Source organism: Streptomyces sp. NPDC032822 (assembly GCF_055578825.1).
In genome coordinates this window covers 797,028-817,970 of record NZ_JBVIOL010000001.1, presented here as the reverse complement: position 1 = coordinate 817,970, position 20,943 = coordinate 797,028, and the positions used below count along the sequence as shown (strand labels likewise).

The 20,943-nt window shown below is 71.7% G+C and carries 14 protein-coding genes; 5 read left to right on the top strand and 9 right to left on the bottom strand.

Going from position 1 to position 20,943, the window contains the following annotated elements; genetic code table 11:
- Positions 1 to 74: 74 nt before the first annotated feature.
- Positions 75 to 1,808 (top strand): ABC transporter ATP-binding protein, encoded by a 1,734-nt coding sequence (locus ACZ5VD_RS03800; RefSeq protein WP_468550841.1) that lies wholly within the window; start codon positions 75 to 77, stop codon positions 1,806 to 1,808.
- Positions 1,808 to 3,736, top strand: coding sequence for an ABC transporter ATP-binding protein (locus ACZ5VD_RS03795; RefSeq protein ID WP_468680518.1), 1,929 nt, complete (start codon positions 1,808 to 1,810; stop codon positions 3,734 to 3,736). The genes ACZ5VD_RS03800 and ACZ5VD_RS03795 overlap by 1 nt, the downstream gene beginning before the upstream one ends.
- A gap of 184 nt (positions 3,737 to 3,920) precedes the next feature.
- Here ACZ5VD_RS03795 and ACZ5VD_RS03790 read toward each other — a convergent pair whose 3' ends face one another.
- The 5 genes from ACZ5VD_RS03790 to ACZ5VD_RS03770 form a co-directional block, all read right to left on the bottom strand.
- Complete coding sequence (locus ACZ5VD_RS03790) at positions 3,921 to 5,210, bottom strand: RNA polymerase sigma factor (RefSeq protein WP_468550843.1); 1,290 nt, start codon at positions 5,208 to 5,210, stop codon at positions 3,921 to 3,923.
- A gap of 104 nt (positions 5,211 to 5,314) precedes the next feature.
- On the bottom strand, positions 5,315 to 7,216 hold the full coding sequence (gene dnaG / locus ACZ5VD_RS03785) for a DNA primase (protein WP_468550844.1): 1,902 nt from the start codon (positions 7,214 to 7,216) through the stop codon (positions 5,315 to 5,317).
- Between the two features lie 114 nt (positions 7,217 to 7,330).
- Complete coding sequence (locus ACZ5VD_RS03780; RefSeq protein ID WP_468550845.1) at positions 7,331 to 8,596, bottom strand: NAD(P)/FAD-dependent oxidoreductase; 1,266 nt, start codon at positions 8,594 to 8,596, stop codon at positions 7,331 to 7,333.
- Positions 8,597 to 8,731: 135 nt separating this feature from the next.
- Positions 8,732 to 10,018, bottom strand: coding sequence for a deoxyguanosinetriphosphate triphosphohydrolase (locus ACZ5VD_RS03775; protein ID WP_468550846.1), 1,287 nt, complete (start codon positions 10,016 to 10,018; stop codon positions 8,732 to 8,734).
- Between the two features lie 164 nt (positions 10,019 to 10,182).
- On the bottom strand, positions 10,183 to 10,989 hold the full coding sequence (locus ACZ5VD_RS03770; RefSeq protein WP_468550880.1) for a sirohydrochlorin chelatase: 807 nt from the start codon (positions 10,987 to 10,989) through the stop codon (positions 10,183 to 10,185).
- Between the two features lie 319 nt (positions 10,990 to 11,308).
- Here ACZ5VD_RS03770 and ACZ5VD_RS03765 point away from each other — a divergent pair, with 319 nt between their 5' ends.
- Positions 11,309 to 11,995 (top strand): SanA/YdcF family protein, encoded by a 687-nt coding sequence (locus ACZ5VD_RS03765; RefSeq protein ID WP_468550847.1) that lies wholly within the window; start codon positions 11,309 to 11,311, stop codon positions 11,993 to 11,995.
- Here the strand turns inward: ACZ5VD_RS03765 and ACZ5VD_RS03760 are convergent.
- The 3 genes from ACZ5VD_RS03760 to ACZ5VD_RS03750 all read right to left on the bottom strand — a co-directional run bounded on the left by ACZ5VD_RS03760 (position 11,982) and on the right by ACZ5VD_RS03750 (position 15,707).
- A complete protein-coding gene (locus tag ACZ5VD_RS03760) occupies positions 11,982 to 12,749 on the bottom strand; it encodes an enoyl-CoA hydratase-related protein (protein WP_468550848.1) in 768 nt (255 codons plus the stop codon). The two genes, ACZ5VD_RS03765 and ACZ5VD_RS03760, sit on opposite strands and share 14 nt — an antisense overlap.
- A gap of 67 nt (positions 12,750 to 12,816) precedes the next feature.
- On the bottom strand, positions 12,817 to 14,067 hold the full coding sequence (locus tag ACZ5VD_RS03755) for a ferredoxin reductase domain-containing protein (protein ID WP_468680516.1): 1,251 nt from the start codon (positions 14,065 to 14,067) through the stop codon (positions 12,817 to 12,819).
- Entirely contained in the window at positions 14,064 to 15,707 is a 1,644-nt protein-coding gene (locus ACZ5VD_RS03750) for an amino acid adenylation domain-containing protein (protein ID WP_468550850.1), read from the bottom strand. Before ACZ5VD_RS03750 ends, ACZ5VD_RS03755 begins: the two co-directional genes overlap by 4 nt.
- 394 nt (positions 15,708 to 16,101) lie before the next feature.
- Here ACZ5VD_RS03750 and ACZ5VD_RS03745 point away from each other — a divergent pair, with 394 nt between their 5' ends.
- Complete coding sequence (locus ACZ5VD_RS03745) at positions 16,102 to 18,288, top strand: molybdopterin oxidoreductase family protein (protein ID WP_468680514.1); 2,187 nt, start codon at positions 16,102 to 16,104, stop codon at positions 18,286 to 18,288.
- A gap of 337 nt (positions 18,289 to 18,625) precedes the next feature.
- Here the strand turns inward: ACZ5VD_RS03745 and ACZ5VD_RS03740 are convergent, their stop codons facing one another.
- Entirely contained in the window at positions 18,626 to 19,048 is a 423-nt protein-coding gene (locus ACZ5VD_RS03740; protein ID WP_468550852.1) for a gamma-glutamylcyclotransferase family protein, read from the bottom strand.
- A gap of 137 nt (positions 19,049 to 19,185) precedes the next feature.
- On the opposite strand from ACZ5VD_RS03740, the gene ACZ5VD_RS03735 reads away from it, so the two are divergent.
- Positions 19,186 to 20,838 carry a M4 family metallopeptidase gene (locus ACZ5VD_RS03735; RefSeq protein WP_468680512.1) on the top strand — a complete coding sequence of 551 codons (1,653 nt, stop codon included), beginning with the start codon at positions 19,186 to 19,188 and terminating at the stop codon, positions 20,836 to 20,838.
- Positions 20,839 to 20,943 lie beyond the last annotated feature (105 nt).

Genomic DNA, 20,943 nt, shown 5'->3' with positions numbered 1-20,943 from the left:
ACACGGGTGGAGTGTTCGACGATAGGGGCCAGGGGCAACCAATCGCTCCCACCGCCGACTCCGAGAGACCAAGCGTGCTCATACGACTTCTGCGGACCTATCTCAGGCCCTACAAGAAACCCATCGCCCTTCTGGTGCTGCTGCAGTTCCTGCAGACCTGCGCCACTCTCTACCTGCCCACGCTGAACGCGCACATCATCGACAGCGGCGTCGTGAAGGGCGACACCGGCTACATCCTGTCCTTCGGCGCCGTGATGATCGGCATCTCGCTGGTGCAGGTGGTGTGCAACGTCGCCGCCGTGTACTACGGCGCGAAGACCGCCTCCGCGCTCGGCCGGGACCTGCGGGCCGCCGTCTTCGACCGGGTGCAGTCCTTCTCGGCGCGGGAGGTCGGCCAGTTCGGCGCGCCGTCGCTGATCACCCGGACCACGAACGACGTCCAGCAGGTCCAGATGCTGGCCCTGATGACGTTCACGCTGCTGGTGTCGGCGCCGATCATGTGCGTCGGCGGCATCGTGCTGGCGCTCGGCCTGGACGTGCCGCTGTCCGCGGTGCTGATCGCGGTGGTGCCGGTGCTGGCGATCTGCGTGACGCTGATCGTGCGGCGACTGCGGCCCCTGTTCCGTTCCATGCAGGTGCGTCTCGACACGGTGAACCGGGTGCTGCGCGAGCAGATCACCGGCAACCGCGTGATCCGCGCCTTCGTCCGGGACGAGTACGAGGAGCAGCGCTTCCGGAAGGCCAACACCGACCTCACCGACATCTCGCTGAAGACCGGCAACCTGCTCGCACTGATGTTCCCGGTGGTCATGACCACCGTGAACCTGTCGTCGATCGCGGTGGTCTGGTTCGGCGCCCACCGGATCGACAGCGGAGGCATGCAGATCGGCGATCTGACGGCCTTCCTCGCCTACCTCATGCAGATCGTGATGTCCGTGATGATGGCCACCTTCATGTTCATGATGGTGCCGCGCGCCGAGGTGTGCGCCGAGCGCATCGAGGAGGTGCTCGGCACGTCGTCGAGCGTCGTCCCGCCGCTCGCGCCCGTGCGGGAGCTGCGCCGGCACGGGCATCTGGAGATCCGCGGGGCGGGGTTCCGCTATCCCGGTGCCGAGGAGCCCGTCCTCAGGTCCGTCGACCTGGTGGCGCGCCCCGGTGAGGTGACCGCCGTCATCGGCTCGACCGGCAGCGGCAAGTCCACGCTGCTGGGACTGGTCCCCCGGCTGGTCGACGCGACCGACGGCGAGGTCCTCGTGGACGGGGTGGCCGTCGCGGAGATCGACCCCGTGCTGCTGGCGAAGACCGTCGGGCTGGTGCCGCAGAAGCCGTACCTGTTCGCGGGCACGGTGGCGACCAACCTGCGCTACGGCAATCCGCACGCGACGGACGAGGAGCTGTGGCACGCGCTGGAGGTGGCGCAGGCCAAGGGCTTCGTCGAGGGGCTGGAGAACGGGCTCGACTCCCCCATCGCGCAGGGCGGGACGAACGTGTCCGGCGGTCAGCGGCAGCGGCTCGCCATCGCCCGTACGCTCGTGCAGCGGCCGGAGATCTACCTGTTCGACGACTCCTTCTCCGCTCTCGACTACGCCACCGACGCGGCACTGCGGGCGGCGCTCGGGCAGGAGACCGCCGAGGCGACCGTGGTGATCGTCGCCCAGCGGGTCGCCACCATCCGGGACGCGGACCGGATCGTCGTCCTCGACGAGGGCCGGGTCGTCGGCACCGGCACCCACCGCGAGCTGATGGCGGACAACGAAACCTATCGGGAGATCGTGCTCTCCCAGCTCACCGAAGCGGAGGCTGCCTGATGGCCGGGCCCATGGGACGCATGATGGCCGGCACCGGTCCCGACAACCACTCGCTGGACTTCAAGGCGTCCGGCAGGCGGCTGCTCGGCCATTTCAGGCCGGAGCGGTTCACCCTCTGCGTGATGCTGTTCTGCGTGGTCCTGAGCGTCGGCCTCAACGTGGTCGGGCCGAAGATCCTCGGCAAGGCCACCGACCTGGTCTTCGCGGGCATCATCGGACGGGAGATGCCCGCCGGCGCCAGCAAGGAGCAGGTCCTCGACTCGATGCGGGAGCGTGGCGAGGGCGGCGTCGCCGACATGCTCAGGAGCACCGACTTCACCCCCGGCCAGGGCATCGACTTCCACGAGGTGGGGCAGGTCCTGCTGTTCGCGCTCGGGGTGTTCCTGATCGCCGGTCTGCTGATGGCGGTGGCGACCCGGCTGGTCAACCGGACCGTCAACCGCACGATGTTCCGGATGCGCGAGGACGTGCAGACGAAGCTGTCGCGGCTGCCGCTGTCGTACTTCGACAAGCGGCAGCGGGGTGAGGTGCTCAGCCGCGCCACGAACGACATCGACAACATCGGGCAGACCCTCCAGCAGTCGATGGGCCAGCTCATCAACTCGCTGCTCACCATCATCGGCGTGCTGGCGATGATGTTCTGGGTGTCGTGGCTGCTCGCCCTGGTCGCGCTGGTCACCGTGCCGCTGTCGTTCGTCGTCGCCACCCGGATCGGCAAGCGGTCGCAGCCGCACTTCGTGCAGCAGTGGCGCACCACCGGCAAGCTGAACGCGCACGTCGAGGAGATGTACACCGGTCACACACTGGTGAAGGTGTTCGGCCGCCAGGAGGAGTCGGCGCAGCAGTTCGCCGAGCAGAACGAGGCGTTGTACGAGGCCGGGTTCAAGGCGCAGTTCAACAGCGGGGCCATGCAGCCGCTGATGATGTTCGTGTCGAACATCAACTATGTGCTGGTGGCCGTGGTCGGCGGACTGCGGGTCGCGTCCGGCTCGCTGTCCATCGGTGATGTGCAGGCCTTCATCCAGTACTCGCGGCAGTTCTCGATGCCGTTGACGCAGGTCGCGTCGATGGCGAACCTCGTGCAGTCGGGTGTCGCCTCGGCCGAGCGGATCTTCGAACTCCTGGACGCGGAGGAGCAGGAGGCGGATCCGGTACCGGCGGTGAAGCCCGAGGAACTGCGCGGGCGGGTGGCGCTGGAGCAGGTGTCGTTCCGGTACGAGCCGGAGAAGCCGCTGATCGAGGAACTGTCGCTGAAGGTCGAGCCGGGGCACACGGTCGCGATCGTCGGACCGACCGGCGCCGGCAAGACCACGCTGGTCAATCTGCTCATGCGGTTCTACGAGGTGTCCGGCGGGCGGATCACCCTCGACGGCGTCGACATCGCCCGGATGTCCCGGGACGAACTGCGGGCCGGCATCGGCATGGTGTTGCAGGACACCTGGCTGTTCGGCGGGACGATCGCCGAGAACATCGCGTACGGCGCCTCGCGCGAGGTCACGCGCGGGGAGATCGAGGAGGCCGCACGGGCCGCCCACGCGGACCGGTTCGTCCGGACGCTGCCCGAGGGCTACGACACCGTGATCGACGACGAGGGCAGCGGGGTCAGCGCCGGTGAGAAGCAGCTCATCACCATCGCGCGGGCGTTCCTGTCCGACCCGGTGATCCTGGTGCTCGACGAGGCGACGAGTTCGGTCGACACCCGTACCGAGGTGCTGATCCAGAAGGCGATGGCGAAACTCGCGCACGGGCGTACGTCGTTCGTGATCGCGCACCGGCTCTCCACGATCCGGGACGCGGACACGATCCTCGTCATGGAGAACGGCTCGATCGTCGAACAGGGCACCCACACCGACCTGTTGGCGGCCGACGGGGCGTACGCACGCCTGTACAAGGCCCAGTTCGCGCAGGCGGTGGCCGAGGTCGACTGATCGGGTCACCGGCGCCGAGGCCGGGTGGGTGTGCCGGCCCGCGCTCGCGGGGTGCCGCGCCCACCCGTGCCGCCCCGGCGGCACGACTGCCCGCGGCCACGGCGACATGACCGCCGCCTCGGCCGTGGCTACCCAGGGGCGCGGGGAACCGCGCGACCCGCCCCCTGCCGGCCCGCAGCCGGCGTCAGTCCAGGTAGCCCCTCAGCTGGTCCGCGAAGGCGTGGTCCCTGAGCTTGTTCAGGGTCTTCGACTCGATCTGCCGTATCCGCTCGCGGGTCACACCGAAGATGCGGCCGATCTCCTCCAGGGTGCGCGGGCGGCCGTCGGCGAGGCCGTAGCGGAGTTGGACGACCTTGCGCTCGCGCTCCCCGAGCGTCGACAGCACGGCCTCCAGGTGTTCCCTGAGCAGCAGGAACGCCGCCGACTCGACAGGGGAGGCGGCGTCGCCGTCCTCGATGAGGTCGCCGAGGGCGACGTCGTCCTCCTCGCCCACCGGGGCGTGCAGGGAAACGGGTTCCTGGGCCAGGCGCAGGACCTCGCTTACGCGCTCCGGTGTCAGGTCCAGGTGATCGGCGACCTCTTCGGGCGTCGGTTCGTAGCCGCGTTCCTGGAGCATGCGGCGCTGGACGCGGACGACACGGTTGATCAGCTCCACCACGTGGACGGGGACCCTGATCGTGCGGGCCTGGTCGGCCAGCGCGCGGGACATGGCCTGGCGGATCCACCAGGTGGCGTACGTGGAGAACTTGTAGCCGCGCGCGTAGTCGAACTTCTCGACGGCCCGGATCAGGCCCAGGTTGCCCTCCTGGACCAGGTCCAGCATGGTCAGTCCGCGGCCGACGTACCGCTTGGCGACGGAGACCACGAGCCGCAGGTTCGCCTCGATGAGACGGCGTTTGGCCATCCGGCCCAGGACGACCAGACGGTCCAGGTCGAGGGCCAACTGACTGTCCAGGTCGGGGGTGTTGCTCAGCTTCTCCTCGGCGAACAGGCCGGCCTCGACCTGGCGGGCGAGTTCGACCTCCTCGGCGGCGGTGAGCAGCGGGATGCGGCCGATCTCCCGCAGGTACTGGCGGAACAGGTCCGAGGAGGGGGCGCCGTTGTCGACGCGGCCCCGGACCGGCTCGGGAACCTCGACCGGTTCGGGGGCCTCGGCGCTCTCCAGCGCTTCGGCCGGCGGGGCCTCGGGCTCCGCCTCCGGGTGGTGCACGGCACGGCCTTGCTGCGGGACCGCGCCGAGTACGTCGGTCTCCGGATCCGTTTCCGTGCCGTCCGTAGCGATGTCGGTCTGGGTCAGGGTCTGGGTCTGCACGGGGGCGACCTCCAGGATGATCGCTGCTGAGGTGTGCGGCAGCGCTACTTCGGGAGCGGAGTCGACGGCCTCGCCGCTGTCCGTCCCGTACGCGATGAGCGGAACCGCGGGGGTGTGGGACCCGTTGGGGACGGATCGGCCGCGCTCCGAGGACTCAGGCACCGGAACCCAGTGTGGAGTACGACACATCGCCGCCACGAGGGGCGTGCGGGGACTTTCTGAGTCCGGTCCGTGACCGCCCGGTTACCCTGCCGGACGCGACACGCTCAGAGAGCTGCGGCTCCGTGCCCGCGCAACGCCTGGTCGTACTGCTGGAGCACCCACAACTCGTTCTGTACGGCGGCCAGCTGGGCCGGGTCGCCGCCCGCGGCCATGCGCGTCATCGTGGACTGGACATCGCGGATGCGGCGCTCGACCGCGCGACGGCGGACCGTGACGAGCTGGTCGCCCGCGTAGTTCTCGTCGACCGTCTTGCGCAGGATCGCCTCGACCGCGAGTTCCGTGACCATCGCGCGCACGGTGTTGTCCGGGGCCGCGTCACGGACCCGGACCAGGTACTCCTGCCCGTCCTGGACGCCGTACTCGGCGCCCCCGGCGTCGGTGATCGCCTGGCGGACCGCCGCGTAGGGCGGGGCCGTGAACTCGTCGACGCCGTACGCGTCGAAGGCCGGAGAGACCAGTTCGGGGCGCTGGAGGGCGAGTTTCAGGAGCTCGCGCTCGGTGGCGTAGACCGGGTTGCGGAGGTTGAGCGCCGGGCCGGACACGGCGGGCCGGGACTGCGTGTCGTACTGCTGCCGGGCGCCGCGCTGGGGCGCCGGGCCCTGGCCGCCGCGGTCGCGGGCCCAACGGGCCAGCTGGGCCACCCGTTTGACGACGAACTGGGTGTCGAGGATGCCGAGCATGCCGGCGAGTTGCACGGCCACCTCGTGCTGGGCGCCGCTGTTCTTGATGCGGGCGACGATGGGGGCCGCCTCGTCCAGGGCGGCGGCCCGGCCGGCCGGGGTGTCCAGGTCGTAGCGGACGACGATCTGGCGCAGCGCGAACTCGAAGAGCGGGGTGCGGGGTTCGACCAGGTCGGCGACCGCCTCGTCGCCCTTGGCGAGGCGCAGCTCGCAGGGGTCCATGTTGTCCGGGGCGATGGCGATGTACGTCTCGGCGGCGAACTTCTGGTCGTCCTCGAAGGCGCGCAGGGCGGCCTTCTGGCCGGCCGCGTCGCCGTCGAAGGTGAAGATCACGCGGGCCGAGCCGTTGTCCATGAGGAGCCGGCGGAGGATCTTGATGTGGTCGCCGCCGAAGGCGGTGCCGCAGGTGGCGATGGCGGTGGTGACACCGGCCAGATGGCAGGCCATCACGTCGGTGTAGCCCTCGACGACGACCGCGCGGCTCGCCTTCGCGATGTCCTTCTTCGCGAGGTCGATGCCGTACAGCACCTGGGACTTGCGGTAGATCGCGGTGTCGGGCGTGTTGAGGTACTTGGGGCCGTTGTCCGACTCGTACAGCTTGCGGGCGCCGAAGCCGACGACCTCGCCGCCGATGTCCCGGATCGGCCACATCAGCCGGCCACGGAAGCGGTCGATGGGGCCGCGGCGGCCCTCCTGGGAGAGGCCGGAGAGGGTCAGCTCCTTGTCGGTGAAGCCCTTGCCGCGCAGGTAGCGGGTGAGGTGGTCCCAGCCCTGGGGGCTGTAGCCGACGGAGAAGTGCTCGGCTGCTCCCTGGTCGAAGCCGCGCTCGGCGAGGAACTTACGGCCGGCGTCGGCCTCGGGGCTGCTCGCCAGCTGCTCCATGTACCACTGGGCGGCCACCTTGTGGGCCTCGACCAGGCGGATCCGCTCGCCGCGCTGGTGGGCCGGGTTGTACCCGCCCTCCTCGTAGCGCAGGGTGATGCCGGCCTGGGCGGCGAGGCGCTCGACGACCTCGGAGAAGGAGAGGTGGTCGACCTTCATCACGAACGTGATGGTGTCGCCGCCCTCCTGGCAGCCGAAGCAGTGGAAGAGCCCCTTGCTCGGGCTGACCTGGAAGGACGGCGACTTCTCGTCATGGAAGGGGCACAGCCCCTTGAGGTTCCCGCCGCCCGCGTTGCGCAGCTGGAGGTACTCGGACACCACGGCGTCGATCGGGACCGCGTCCCGAACCGCCTTCACGTCCTCGTCGTTGATCCGTCCTGCCACGAGGTGAGTCTACGGGGCAGAACTGACACCCATGGGGCGAGGCGACCGCCCCCGGCCGGGGGTCCGGGGGATGGCAGCACGGGGGTGGTGCGACAGCGGATCGCCCTCGTGGCGTCAGGAGGTCAGACTGTCCAGCGGAACGTGTGGGTTCGCGAGGGCGTCGGTGTCCACGTGGGCCTTGGTGCTGATCAGCCGCTGGATCGGTTCTGTGACGTCCCACACGTTCACGTTCATCCCGGCCAGCACCCGGCCCTCCTTCACCCAGAAGGCGATGAACTCACGCTTCGCGGCGTCCCCCCGGATCACCACTTCGTCGTACGACCCCGGGGGCGCCCAGCCGCTGTACTCCATCCCCATGTCGTACTGGTCGGAGAAGAAGTAGGGCACCCGGTCGTAGGTGAGGTCGCGGCCGAGCATCGCGCGGGCCGCCGCCGGGCCGCCGTTCAGGGCGTTGGCCCAGTGCTCGACGCGCAGCCGGGTGCCGTAGAGGGCGTGGTGGAAGGAGGCCACGTCACCGGCGGCGTAGATGTCGGGGTCGGAGGTGCGCAGCCGTTCGTCGACCGCGAGGCCGCCGCCGTACGCCCGGTCGGCGAGCTCCAGGCCCGCCGCCTCGGCGAGGGCGGTGCGCGGGGCCGCGCCGACCGCCGCGAGGACGTCGTGCGCCGGGTGCTCCTCGCCGTCGTCGGTGCGGGCGGCCAGGACCACGCCGTCCTGGCCGACGATCTCGGTCAGGCGGGCGCCGAAGTGGAAGCGGACGCCGTGCTCGCGGTGCAGCTCGGCGAAGAGGTTGCCGAGCTCGGGGCCGAGGACGCCGTGCAGCGGGGTCTGCTCGGGTTCGACGACGGTGACCTCGGCGCCGTACTCGCGGGCCGCCGCCGCGACCTCCAGGCCGATCCAGCCGGCCCCGGCGATCACGATGTGGCCGTTGTCCCGGCCGAGGGCGGCGAGGACGCCCTTGAGGCGTTCGGCGTGGGCGAGGCGGCGCAGGTGGTGGACGCCCACGAGGTCGGTGCCCGGGATGTCCAGGCGGCGCGGCTCGGCGCCGGTGGCCAGGAGCAGTTTGTCGTAGCGGACGACGGTGCCGTCCGCGCCGAAGCGGACCGTCTTCGCCGTGCGGTCGACGGCGTCCACGGTCTCGCCGAGGTGCAGCTCGATGTCGTTGCGCGCGTACCAGGCCGGTTCGTGGACGAAGACGCTGTCGCGCTCCTCCTTGCCGAGGAGGTAGCCCTTGGAGAGCGGCGGGCGCTCGTAGGGGTGGTCGCGTTCGTCGCAGATCAGTATCACGCGGCCCGTGAAGCCCTCCGCTCGGAGCGTCTCGGCCGCCTTCGCGCCGGCGAGACCGCCTCCGACGATGACGAATGTCTGATCCGCGTCGACCACTTGATGCCTCCTCGTAAGGGTGCCGCCACATGGGAGCGTCCCGCACGGAGTGTGATGGGGGAAGAGGGAGTGGCCCGATCAGGCCACGGAGTGTCACATTCGGGCTCGTTTCAGGTCACGTGTGTGCCCTCGGCATCACGCCTTCCCCGTCAGGTGTGCGTGAAGCGAACGGGCGGACGCGTCGGTGAGGGACGCGATCTGGTCGACGATCACCCGCTTGCGGGCGCGGTCGTCCGGCGCGTGGTCGAACAGGGCGCGGAACTGGGGGTCCAGACCGTCCGGGGCGCGGAACGTGAGCGCCTCGGCCAGTTCGGCGACCACGATCCGCTGGTCGGCCCGCAACCGCTCCTGCTCGGCGCGCTGCATGACGTACCGGTCGGCGACCGCCTTGAGGACCGCACATTCGAGGCGCGTCTCGTGCGGTACGACGAGTTCGGCGCCGTATCTCGTCAGCCGGCCGCCGCCGTACGCCGCCCGGGTGGCGCCCTCGGCGGCGAGGCAGAAACGGCCGATGAGCTGGCTGGTGGCGTCCTTGAGGCGGGCCTGGGCGACGGCCGAGCCGTCGTAGCCGTGCGGCCACCACTCCTGGTCCTGGAGGCGGTCGAGAGCCTCGGCGAGGGCGGCGGGGTCGGTGTCCTCGGGGACGTACCTCCCGACGGCGACCGCGAAGACCGCCTGGCGTTCCGGCTCCGCGTGCAGGCAGTTGGGGTCGATGTGACCGGCGTGCAGGCCGTCCTCGACGTCGTGCACGGAGTACGCCACGTCGTCGGCCCAGTCCATGACCTGGGCCTCGAAGGTGGTGCGGGTGCCGGGGGCGCCCTCGCGGACCCAGTCGAACACCGGACGGTCGTCGTCGTAGACGCCGAACTTCGGGGACTTGGGGTCGGTGGGGTGCGCTCCGCGGGGCCACGGGTACTTGGTGGCGGCGTCCAGGGTGGCGCGGGTGAGGTTGAGGCCGACGGAGCCGTCCGCGGTGAACCGCTTGGGCTCGATGCGGGTGAGGAGCCTGAGGGACTGGGCGTTGCCCTCGAAGCCGCCGCAGTCCTCCGCGAACTCGTTGAGGGCCTGTTCGCCGTTGTGGCCGAAGGGCGGGTGACCGAGGTCGTGGGAGAGGCAGGACGCCTCGACCAGGTCGGGGTCGCAGCCGAGGGCCGCGCCCAGTTCCCGGCCCACCTGGGCGCACTCCAGGGAGTGGGTGAGGCGGGTGCGGGGGCTGGCGTCCCACGCCATGTTGCGGGTGCCGGGGGTGACCACCTGGGTCTTGCCGGCGAGCCTTCGCAGGGCGGAGGAGTGCAGGATCCTGGCGCGGTCGCGTTGGAAGGCTGTGCGGCCCGGGCGTTTGTCGGGTTCGGTGGCCCAGCGGTCGACCGACGTCGGGTCGTAGCCGGGAGGTGAGATGTGGTTGTGGTGATTGCCTTCCATGACTCGACAGTAAGCGGAGGGGGTGACAATCGGGGCGCGCCTGCTCGTCCGCGGGTTCTGTCGTGGGCGGGCGCGGGTCCGGTGGGGCTGGTCGCGCCCACGCGGCGGAGCCGCACATCAGATACAGCCCCGCGCCCCCTGGGTGGGCTTTCCGGCCCGGCGTTCTAGGCCGAGGCCAAGGCCGGGGTCGCCGGCGCCTGGGTCGCCAGGGACTGGTCGTAGCGGTGGAGGATCAGGCGGGCCATGGCCGGGTGGGTGCCCAGGGGGGCCGAGGCGATCCAGGGGGCCTTCTCCGCGCACTGGGTGGCGAAGAGGCCGGGGGCCGTGAAGTAGGAGGCCACGGCCACTCGGTGGCGGCCCCGGGCGGTGAGGGCGCGGATCGCCGTGTCGACGGTGGGGGTGGCCGCCGAGGCGTAGGCCGGGACCACGGGGACGCCCAGGCGGTCGGCGAGGAGGCGGGCCGTGCGGCCGGTGTCGATCGCCGACTCGGGGTCGCGGGAGCCCGCCGCCGCGAGGACCACCGCGCTGGAGCGGCGGGTCGGCTCGTCCATGCGGGTGCGCCAGCCGGCCTCGACGAGACGGGCGTGGAGGGTCTCCACCAGGAGGGGGTGCGGGCCGAGGGGGTCGGCCACGCGCGTGCGGGCCCGCGAAGCGGCCGCCATCTCGGGGATGTCGCGCTTGACGTGGTAGCCGCGGCTGAGGAGCAGCGGGACGAGGACGGCCTCGGCGGTGCCCAGGGAGGCGAGGGTGTCGGGGAGCAGGGGCGCGTTCAGCTCGATGTGCCCGAGGTGCACGGGCAGGCCGGGGCGCAGTGCGCGGACGCGCTCGACGAGCGTGTGGACCGTGCTCAGCGTGCGCGGGTCGCGGCTGCCGTGGGCGACCAGGACGAGCGCGGGCGGCTCGGGGCGTCGGCGGCCGTCGCGCGAGACGAGGCTGAGCTGGGTGGCGAGCTGGCTGCTGATCCGGTTCATGAGGTGCGCCGTACTGTCGAGGTCGGCCCCCGGGAGCGGCAGGGCGCCGGGGAGGGACGGGGTCTTCGTCTTCTCGGGAGGGGCGTTCGACGTGCTCGTCGCCTTCATGAACCGATGGTGGGGCCGGGAGGTTGCCTCCCCGTTGCGCGGGAATGACGGGTTTTTTCCAGGGGTTCACGGTGGGGTGCAGGGGGTCTGTGAGCTGCCGTGACCTGCGTATTCGTCGGCCGGAGTGAAGCTGGTCACGTGGCTTTGGGCGAACCGGAGGACCTGACAGGACGTCTCTGACTGTCGAAAGCGACCGGGGAGGGACCTTCCGATGCGACTGCCGAAGCCGCGCAGACCCCGCCTGCCGCGCACCCGTGCGGGGCAGCGGCGGCTGGTGCAGGCCGTGATGGCCGGATGTGTGCTGGCGCTGCTGCCGGTGACCTGGATGTACCTGGTGGCGGGCGACCGGCTGCGGACGGCGGCGGACGTGCCGCGCACCGATGTCGCCGTCGTGTTCGGCGCCGGTCTGTGGGCCGGGGAGCCGTCGCCGTATCTCGCCCACCGGCTGGACGCGGCGGCCGGGCTGTACCGGGAGGGCCGTGTCGAGGTCGTCCTGGTCACCGGTGACAACAGCCGGAAGGACTACGACGAGCCGGACGCGATGCGCACCTATCTGACCCGGCACGGCGTTCCGGACACCCGGATCGTCAGCGACTACGCCGGCTTCGACACCTGGGACTCCTGCGTCCGCGCGAAGAAGATCTTCGGTGTGGACCGGGCCGTGCTGATCAGCCAGGGTTTCCACATCCGGCGGGCGGTCGCGCTGTGCGAGGCGGCCGGGGTCACGTCGTACGGCGTCGGGGTGGACGCCAGGCACGACATCACCTGGTACTACGGGGGCGCCCGGGAGATCCTCGCGGCGGGCAAGGCGGCCCTGGACGCGGTGTTCGAGCCCGACCCCCGGTTCCTCGGGCCGAGGGAACCGGGGGTCGGCAGGGCGCTCGCTAGCGGCCGGTGAAGCGCGGGGCGCGTTTCTCCAGGAACGCGCTCATGCCCTCCTTCTGGTCGTGCGTGGCGAACAGGGCGTGGAAGACCCGGCGTTCGAAGCGGATGCCGTCGCGCAGGCCGGTCTCCAGCGCGCGGTCGACGCACTCGCGGGCCGCGGTGATGGCCGCGGCGCCGTAGGAGGCGATGGTCGCCGCCGCTTCCAGGGCCTCGGGAAGGACCCTGTCGTCGGGGACCACCCGGGAGACGAGACCGGTGGCCTCCGCCTCCCTCGCGTCCATGGTGCGGCCGGTGAGGACCAGGTCCATGGCCTTGGCCCGGCCCACCAGGCGGGTCAGCCGCTGGGTGCCGCCGATGCCCGGGATCACGCCCAGCTTGATCTCCGGCTGGCCGAAGCGCGCCGACTCCCCCGCGACCACCAGGTCGCACATCATCGCCAGTTCGCACCCGCCGCCCAGTGCGGGCCCGTTGACGGCGGCGATCTTCGGGGTGCGGAGGTCCGCGAAGTCCTCCCAGGCGGCGAAGTAGTCCTCCGCCGCCATCTCCACGGCCGTCTTCGGTGCCATCTCCCGGATGTCGGCGCCGGCCGCGAAGAACGTCTCCGAGCCGGTGACGACGAAGCAGCCGACCCCGGGATCGGCGTCCAACGGGCGCAGTGCGTCGAGGAGTTCGGCGAGGAGTTCGCCGCTCAGCGCGTTGCGGACGTGCGGACGGTGCAGCCGTACGGTCACCACGCGGTCGTGGCGTTCGAGCTTGAGGGTGTTCATGTTCGCCTCCGAAGTCGCTTCCTGGGCGCGGGGTCTTCCCGAGGGCGGGGTCTGCCCGGGCGCGGGGTCACGAGTCCCAGATCGCGCCGTACGCCGGGATCCCGCGCTGTTCCAGGCCGTGCACCACCTGCCAGGTGAGCTTCTTGTTGGAGATGCAGATCACCGCCTCGGCGCCGAAATCGCGGTAGGCCTCGTAGGCGAGGCGGACCATGTCGGGCTTGCCGCGCCGGGAGGTGTCCCAGACGAGGGCGTGCGGCTGGACGGCGAGGATCTCGTCGACGAGGGCGTCGCCGTAGGTGGTGCGGGGGTCACGGGTCGCCCAGACCAGCCGGGAGGGCACCTCGGCGGCGAGCAGGTGGGGCAGGCAGGGGCCGATGCCGCTGCCCGTCGCCACGTAGACGACCTTCGTGAAGAGGGTCTCGATGTTGGCGACGCCGGCCGTGGTGATGCCCTTCACCCAGACCCGGGAGGGCTGGTCGTCGATGAACGAGCCCGTCCAGTCGCCGGCCCGGGAGATGGTGAGCCGGAAGCCGGGCTCGCCGGGCGAGGGGACGTTGGCGAAGGAGTGCCACTCCTTCAGCGGGCTGCGGCTCACCGCCGTGGAGGAACCGGCGAAGGGGGTCTCGCCGTGGTCGAAGCGGGCCAGCACGACGTGCCGGGAGGGGCGTTCGATCCGTACGTCGACCTTGCGCAGCCGCAGCCAGGGCAGGGCGACGCTGAAGGTGACGACCGCCAGCACCGACACCTCCACGGGGCCCGGGGACGACAGGAGCGTGTGCGTCCAGAACAGGGCGAGGGCGATCCAGCCGCCGAAGCGGTGGATCTTCTCGAAGTGGTCGTGATGGCGGGAGCGGAAGGGAGGCAGGGCGGTGGCGATGATGAGGACGAGCAGGGCCATCAGGGACCAACCCACCACCATGAGAGGCCTGTTGGTGGTGTTGATGGTGAGCGCCAGGAACCAGGCCGCTCCCGCCAGCGCCCCGCCCACGTGCAGTCCGCCGAAGTGGTACACCTTCCCCAGCGTCCAGCGGACCTTCAGCGGCCAGCTCGTGGGCGCCCAGGTGGCCAGCCTGAAGAAGAGGTTGACGACGTACTGCTGACGGACGAGCACGGCGAGGGCGAGGTCGGCGAGGGCGGCATGCCCCATCGTCCTCACCGAGGGTGACCAACTCACCGCCAGGAAGGCGATGTTGGCCAGCAGCACCAGCGCCGCCAGACGATTGTAGTGCATCAGGCGCGGGTGCTTGAACAGGCGGCGGGCACGCGAGGTGAGCGGGGGCAGGGCGGCGGAGGACTGCCGGTCGAGGGAGGTCGTCATCGTGTCGCCTCCTGGAGCGCCGTCTCCTGAAGTGCTGCCGCGTGCGGTGGCGTCTCCTGAAGTGCCGTTCGGTGCGGGGCCGTTCGCCCCGCGGCCAGTCGCTGCTCGGCCAGCCGCAGCAGCGCCGGTTTGTCGATCTTGCCGCGGTCGGTCTCGGGGAGCGCGGTGAGCGGCAGGACCTCCGCGGGGACGCAGTAGTAGGGCAGGGCGGCGGCGACCGCGCGGCGGGCCGTGTCCGGGTCGACGTCGGCCGGGCAGACGAAGGAGACCAGGGTGCGGGCGTCCCGTTTCAGGGTCACCGCGCGGACACAGCCCTCGACCGACTCCAGGACCGAGGAGACGCAGTCGAGTTCGACGCGGAAGCCGCGCACCTTCACCTGGTCGTCGGTGCGCCCGAGGTGTTCGAGGTCGCCGTCGGGCGTCCAGCGGCCGAGGTCGCGGGTGCGGAACATCCGGCGCTCGCCGCCGAGGAAGGGGTCGGGGGCGTAACGCTCAGCGTTCAGGCCGGGGTTGCCGAGGTAGCCGGCCGAGACGCAGTCGCCGCCCGCCCACATCTCGCCGACCTCGCCGACGGGGAGCGGTCTGAGGTCGGCGTCGAGGACGTAGACCGTGTTGTTGGGGGTGGGGCGGCCGATGGTGAGGAGCGGGTCGGCCGGGTCGTGGCGGCGCATGGTGTTGACGATGGTCGTCTCGGTGGGCCCGCAGCAGTTGAAGAAGGCGGCCCGGTGGGCCCAGCGGTCGGCGAGGGGCCGCGGGCAGGGCTCCCCGGCGACGGCGACCGTACGGACCCACGGGCAGGCGGCGGGGTCGATGCCGGACAGCACGGTCGGGGTGGCGATCAGCACGGTCGCGGTGCCGGCCGCCGCCGCGATGTCCTTGCCGCGGATCACGAGGGTGGCGCCGTGGGCGAGGCAGCCGAGGATCTCCCAGGCGGCCATGTCGAAGGCGATGTTGAGGAGTTGGGCCACCCGGTCGCCGGGCCGGATGCCGAGGTCGCCCGGCCGGGTGAGCAGGAGGTTGGCGACGTTGCGGTGGGTGACCTTCACACCGTTGGGGTGGCCGGTGGTGCCGGAGGTGAACAGGACGTAGCAGCCGTCGTCGGGGCGGACCGGCCGGTGGACGGCCGGGAGCGGGTCCGGTTCGCCGGCCGGGCGGCGGGGGCCGGGGATGTACGGCAGCGGCTCGTCGAGGGCGATCGGGCGCCGGCCGTCCGTCGGCGGCACACGGTGGGCGTGTTCCGCGACGGTCAGGACCACCCGGACACCGGCCGTGCGGACGACGTGGGCGAGCTGCGCCGGGGGCGTGAGGCCGATGTCCTGCGGGACGTAGGCGGCGCCCGCCTTCAGGATGCCGAGCAGGCCGACGAGCATCGGGATGGAGCGGCGGACGAAGAGGCCGACGTGGTCGCCGGGGCGTACGCCCTCACGGACGAGGCGGGCGGCGAGGGCGTCGGCGTAGCGGTTGAGTTCGCCGTAGGTGATCGTCGCGCCGAGGTGTTCGGCGGCGACCGCGTGCGGGACCGCGGCGGCCTGCCGTTCCACGGCGTGGTGGACGAGTGGGTCCGGGACGGTGACGGTGGGGCCGTGGCCGTACTGCCGGAAGAGGTACTGGTCGCGGCGGGTCAGATGGCGCAGAGGCATGTTGGGGGGACCTCCTGGCTGGCTGTTTCGCGTGACGGTGTGCCACAGGCGGTGGAGCCGCGTGTGGCTGCGGCCGGAATGACCGGCGGGCATGCCCGGATGTCGAACGCCGTGCGGGGTCGCGCGCGATGGACCAGTGTGCAGTCCCGCTCTTTCAACCCTCAACGATGCGTGATCGGCCAATCACGGAGCGGAACGCGCCACATGTGGCGTCTTTCGCCACAGCGGCAACTTTTCTCCCGTCCGGCGGCGACTGCGTGGTGGGCAGGCATGTGCCTGAGCGGGGAGCGGGCGGGCGCCTCACGTCGGCGGTCCGGCCACGGGGAGGTCGCCGTGCCGGGCGCGTAACAGGGAGCCCCCGTCCGCGTAACACGGCCGAAGCACGCTGAAAGGCATGCAGAACTCCGCGACGCCCACGCACTGCCCGTACTGCGCCCTGCAGTGCGGGATGAACCTGACACCCGTACCGGACGGGACCGTCGAGGTCGGTGAGCGCGCGGACTTCCCGGTGAACCGGGGCGCGCTGTGCGGCAAGGGCCGTACCGCGCCGGCGGTGCTCTCGTCCCGGGTGCGGCTGACCTCCCCGTTGGTGCGCTCCGAGGGCACACTCGTGCCCGCCTCCTGGGACGAGGCACTCGACCGGATCGCCGAGGGGCTGTCCCGCACGCGCACGGAGCATGGCCCGGACGCGTGCGGGGTCTTCGGCGGCGGCGGTCTGACCAACGAGAAGGCGTACACGCTCGGCAAGTTCGCCCGGGTCGTGCTCGGCACCTCGCAGATCGACTACAACGGCCGCTTCTGCATGTCGTCCGCGGCGGCGGCCGGCATCAAGGCGTTCGGGCTGGACCGCGGGCTGCCCTTCCCGCTGGAGGACATCCCGAGGACGGGCTGCGTGATCCTCGTCGGCTCCAACCCCGCGGAGACCATGCCGCCGGCCCTCCGCTTCTTCGACGAACTGCGGGAGAACGGCGGCACATTGATCGTCATCGACCCGCGCCGCACCAGGACCGCCGAGCACGCCGACCTGCACCTGGCGCCCCGGCCCGGCACGGATCTGGCACTGGCGCTCGGACTGCTGCACCTGGTCGTCGCCGAGGGGCGGGTCGACGAGGAGTACGTCCGCGAGCGGACCGCCGGCTGGGAGGCGGCCCGGGCCGCGGCGATGGCGCACTGGCCGGAGTACGTGGAACGGATCACGGGCGTGTCCGTGCCCCGACTCCGCGAGACCGTACGGATGTTCTGCGAGCCGGAGTCCGCGATGGTGCTCACCGCCCGCGGACCCGAGCAGCAGTCCAAGGGCACCGACACGGTGGGCGCCTGGATCAACCTGTGCCTGGCGACCGGCCGGGCAGGCCGCCCCCGCTCCGGGTACGGCTGTCTGACCGGCCAGGGCAACGGCCAGGGCGGACGCGAACACGGCCAGAAGGCCGACCAGTTGCCCGGCTACCGCAAGCTGGACGATCCGGCGGCGCGACGGCATGTCGCCGAGGTGTGGGGAGTGGACCCGGACAGCCTTCCGGGGCCGGGGCGCAGCGCGTACGAGTTGCTGGACGCGATGGGCACGGACATCAGGTCGCTGCTGCTGATGGCGTCCAACCCGGTGGTGTCGGCGCCGAACGCCGCGCACATCGAGGAGCGGCTGCGGTCGCTGGACTTCCTCGCCGTGTGCGATGTGGTGCTGTCGGAGACCGCCGCCCTCGCGGACGTCGTCCTGCCGGTCACCCAGTGGGCCGAGGAGACGGGCACCACGACCAACCTGGAGGGCAGGGTGCTGCTGCGCAGGCAGGCGATCAGCCCGCCCGAGGGCATCCGCAGCGACCTGGACGTGATGCACGAACTCGCCGACCGGCTCGGCGTGGAGAAGGGTTTCCCGACCGACCCGGAGGAGGTCTTCGAGGAGCTGCGCCGGGCGAGCGCGGGCGGGCCGGCCGACTACTCCGGGATCACCTACCGGAGGCTGGCGGAGGAGAACGGGGTGTTCTGGCCGTGCCCGGCGGTGGAGGCGGTGCCGGAGACGGAGGGAGCGGAGGGGACGAAAAGGGTGGAACGGGCGGAGGGGGCCGATCCCGGGGACGGTTCCGGGTCTCGCTCCGAGGAGGCCGTCCCCGGCGAGGTCCATCCCGGTACCCCTCGCCTCTTCCTGGACCGCTTCGCCACCCCGGACGGCCGCGCCCGCTTCGTCCCCGTCTCGCACCGGGCGATAGCGGAGGAGCCGGACGAGGAGTATCCCGTGCTGCTGACGACCGGCCGGGTCGTGGCGCAGTACCAGTCCGGCGCCCAGACCCGCCGGGTCGACGAACTGAACGCCGCCGCCCCCGGCCCGTTCGTGGAGCTGCACCCGCGGCTCGCGGAACGGCTCGGCGCGGCCGAGGGCGACCCGGTGGCCGTGGTCTCCCGGCGGGGCCGGGCGGTGGCGCCGGCGCGGATCACGACCACGATCCGCCCCGACACCGTCTTCATGCCCTTCCACTGGCCCGGCGAGGGCCGCGCCAACACCCTGACCAACCCGGCCCTCGACCCGACCTCACGGATGCCGGAGTTCAAGGCGTGCGCGGTGCGGTTGGAGTCCGTACCGCACTGACAGGCCTCGACGTCCGGACGCGGACGAGACATGCCGGACCGGGCGCCCGGGGTACCGCTTTCCGTCGTCACACTGCCGTTGAGCACGCACGGGCCGGACGAGACGGACGCCGACCCGGACGCGGACGCCGAGCGGGAGAGCGAGGGGGCCCTCTCGGAGTCCGCGGAGCACGAGCCGATGCCGAGACCCACGGCCGCCCCGGCGACCACCCCGCTGATCGCGAGGGCACGTCGTCCGGTGATCTCGTTGTCGGTCATGGCCGGAGGCCGGGCGGGCCGACACACCGGACCACCGCGCCGCACGGGGCGGTCCCAGCCGGTCGCCCACGCGGGGCGGTTCAGCCGCGCATCCGCCAGTCGCCGCCGCCGATGCGGGTGCCACGGGCGCGCAGCCGGGCGGCGACGGCGGGCGCGGCGAGGTACACCCAGGCCCGCACCACCCGACCGTCTCCGCCGACGCCCACCTCGCGCTCCACGCGTTCGTAGAGGCTGCGCGGATCGCCCGGCGTGTACTCCTCCAGCAGGTCCAGCGCGCGCAGCAACTCCCCGTACGCCTCGGGCCGTGCGGTGACGACCTCGCCGTGCACCACTCCCCCGCGGTCCTCGACGGCGTACGGATAGCCGGGCCCCTCGTAGAGGACCGCGCCGGTGAGCCGGCCGGGTTCCTCGGCGCGGGTACGGCCGCGCAGGAAGAGGTCGTGGTTGGGCTCGCCGGGGCGGAGGGTGCCGTAGACGAAGAAGGGCAGGTGCGAGGCGCTCACAGAAACGATTCTCACCCCTCACACACCTCCGCATCCGCGCTATGGACAGGGCATGACAGCGGCCCCTTGAATCGACTGAACCGCCATCAAGATCGGCGCCACCCCCACGCCTTCGTGGCACCTTCCCTAGGAGACCGATGCGCCGAATACGGTCGTATGTCCGAGGTTCCCGTCGGCTCGCCACCGCCGGCGTGGCCGCCACCACCGCCACCCTGCTGGCCGCCGCGCTCACCCCCGCCGCCGACGCGGCCGAACGCCCGACCCGGGCCACCGCGTTGGAGAACGCGGCGGCGGTGCTCGCCGACCGGGCCGCGGCGCTGGGTCTGGGCACCGCGCAGGACACGGCCGTCCGGGACGTGGTGGTGGACGCGGACGGCGCCCAGCACGTCCGCTACGACCGTACGTACCGTCGACTGCCCGTCCTGGGCGGCGACTTCGTGGTCCATCTGGCCCCCGACGGAAGCTATCGCGGCGCCGACCGCGCGACCAGGAGCGCGATCTCGCTCGCGGACATCACGCCGAAGCTGGCCGCGCCGAAGGCCGCCGACCTCGCGGTGAACGCGCTGCGCGCGGCCAACCTCGGCGAGACCCTGCGGAAGATCACCGCCAAGCCGCGGCTGGTCGTCGACGCCCTGCACGGCTCCCCCAGGCTGGCCTGGCAGACCGACGCCGTCGCCCAGGACGGCCTCGGCAACCCGCTCGCGCGCACGATCCTGACGGACGCCGGCACGGGCACCCAGATCGACGCCTGGGACAGCGTCGAGTCGGCCTCCGGTGACGGCAAGTCCCTGTACAGCGGCACGGTTCCGCTGCGGACGACCCTGTCGGGATCGACGTACCAGCTGAAGGACGCCACGCGCGGGAACACGTACACCGGTGACGCGGCGAACCAGAACGACCTGTGCGTGCTGGCCATCTGTCTGAGCCGGGCGCCCGCGACGCTCTTCACCGACACGGACAACCACTGGGGCACCGGCACGGACGCCGACCGCGCCTCGGCGGCGGTGGACGCGCAGTACGGCACGGACGTCACCTGGGACTACTACAAGAACGTGCACGCCCGCGACGGCATCGCGGGCGACGGCAAGGGGTCGTTCAACCGCGTGCACTACGGCACCCGGTACAACAACGCCTTCTGGGACGACGACTGCTTCTGCATGACGTACGGCGACGGCGACGGCACGCAGCTCGGACCGCTGGTGTCGCTGGACGTGGCCGGCCACGAGATGTCGCACGGCGTGACGTCGAAGACCGCCGCGCTGACCTACTCGGGCGAGTCCGGCGGCCTGAACGAGGCCACCTCCGACATCTTCGGCACGCTCGTCGAGTTCTACGCGGACAACGCCTCCGACCCGGGCGACTACCTGATCGGCGAGAAGATCGTCCGCTCCGGCTTCGGCCGGGACGCCCTGCGCTACATGGACAAGCCGTCCAAGGACGGTGTCTCCGCGGACTGTTGGACCTCCTCGCTGGGCGACCTCGACGTCCACTACTCCTCCGGCGTCGCCAACCACTTCGCGTTCCTCCTCGCGGAGGGCAGCGGCGCCAGGACGGTGAACGGTGTCGGCTACCACTCGCCCACGTGCGACGGCTCTTCGGTGAAGGGCATCGGCCGGGACAAGCTCGGGGCGATCTGGTACCGGGCGCTGACGGTCTACATGACGTCGTCGACGGACTACGCGGGCGCCCGTACGGCGACCCTGAACGCGGCGAAGGACCTTTACGGGGCCGGGAGTTCGGAGTACGGGGCGGTCGCGGCGGCCTGGAGCGCGGTCGACGTCGGTGCGTGAGTGAGGGGGAGGCGCCCCGGTCGTCGTCCGGCCGGGGCGCCTTCGCGTGCGGAAATGCCGTGGCGGCGCGGATCGCCCTCCGGATACGCTCCGCTGCCGTCCCGC

Coding starts and splice junctions, on each gene's coding strand:
- ACZ5VD_RS03795 (WP_468680518.1), top strand. CDS start 1,808: ATGGCCGGGCCCATGGGACGCATGATGGCCGGCACCGGTCCCGACAAC.
- ACZ5VD_RS03745 (WP_468680514.1), top strand. CDS start 16,102: ATGCAGAACTCCGCGACGCCCACGCACTGCCCGTACTGCGCCCTGCAG.
- ACZ5VD_RS03760 (WP_468550848.1), bottom strand. CDS start 12,749: ATGAACACCCTCAAGCTCGAACGCCACGACCGCGTGGTGACCGTACGG.
- ACZ5VD_RS03770 (WP_468550880.1), bottom strand. CDS start 10,989: ATGAACCGGATCAGCAGCCAGCTCGCCACCCAGCTCAGCCTCGTCTCG.
- ACZ5VD_RS03735 (WP_468680512.1), top strand. CDS start 19,186: ATGCGCCGAATACGGTCGTATGTCCGAGGTTCCCGTCGGCTCGCCACC.
- ACZ5VD_RS03775 (WP_468550846.1), bottom strand. CDS start 10,018: ATGGAAGGCAATCACCACAACCACATCTCACCTCCCGGCTACGACCCG.
- ACZ5VD_RS03765 (WP_468550847.1), top strand. CDS start 11,309: ATGCGACTGCCGAAGCCGCGCAGACCCCGCCTGCCGCGCACCCGTGCG.
- ACZ5VD_RS03750 (WP_468550850.1), bottom strand. CDS start 15,707: ATGCCTCTGCGCCATCTGACCCGCCGCGACCAGTACCTCTTCCGGCAG.
- ACZ5VD_RS03755 (WP_468680516.1), bottom strand. CDS start 14,067: ATGACGACCTCCCTCGACCGGCAGTCCTCCGCCGCCCTGCCCCCGCTC.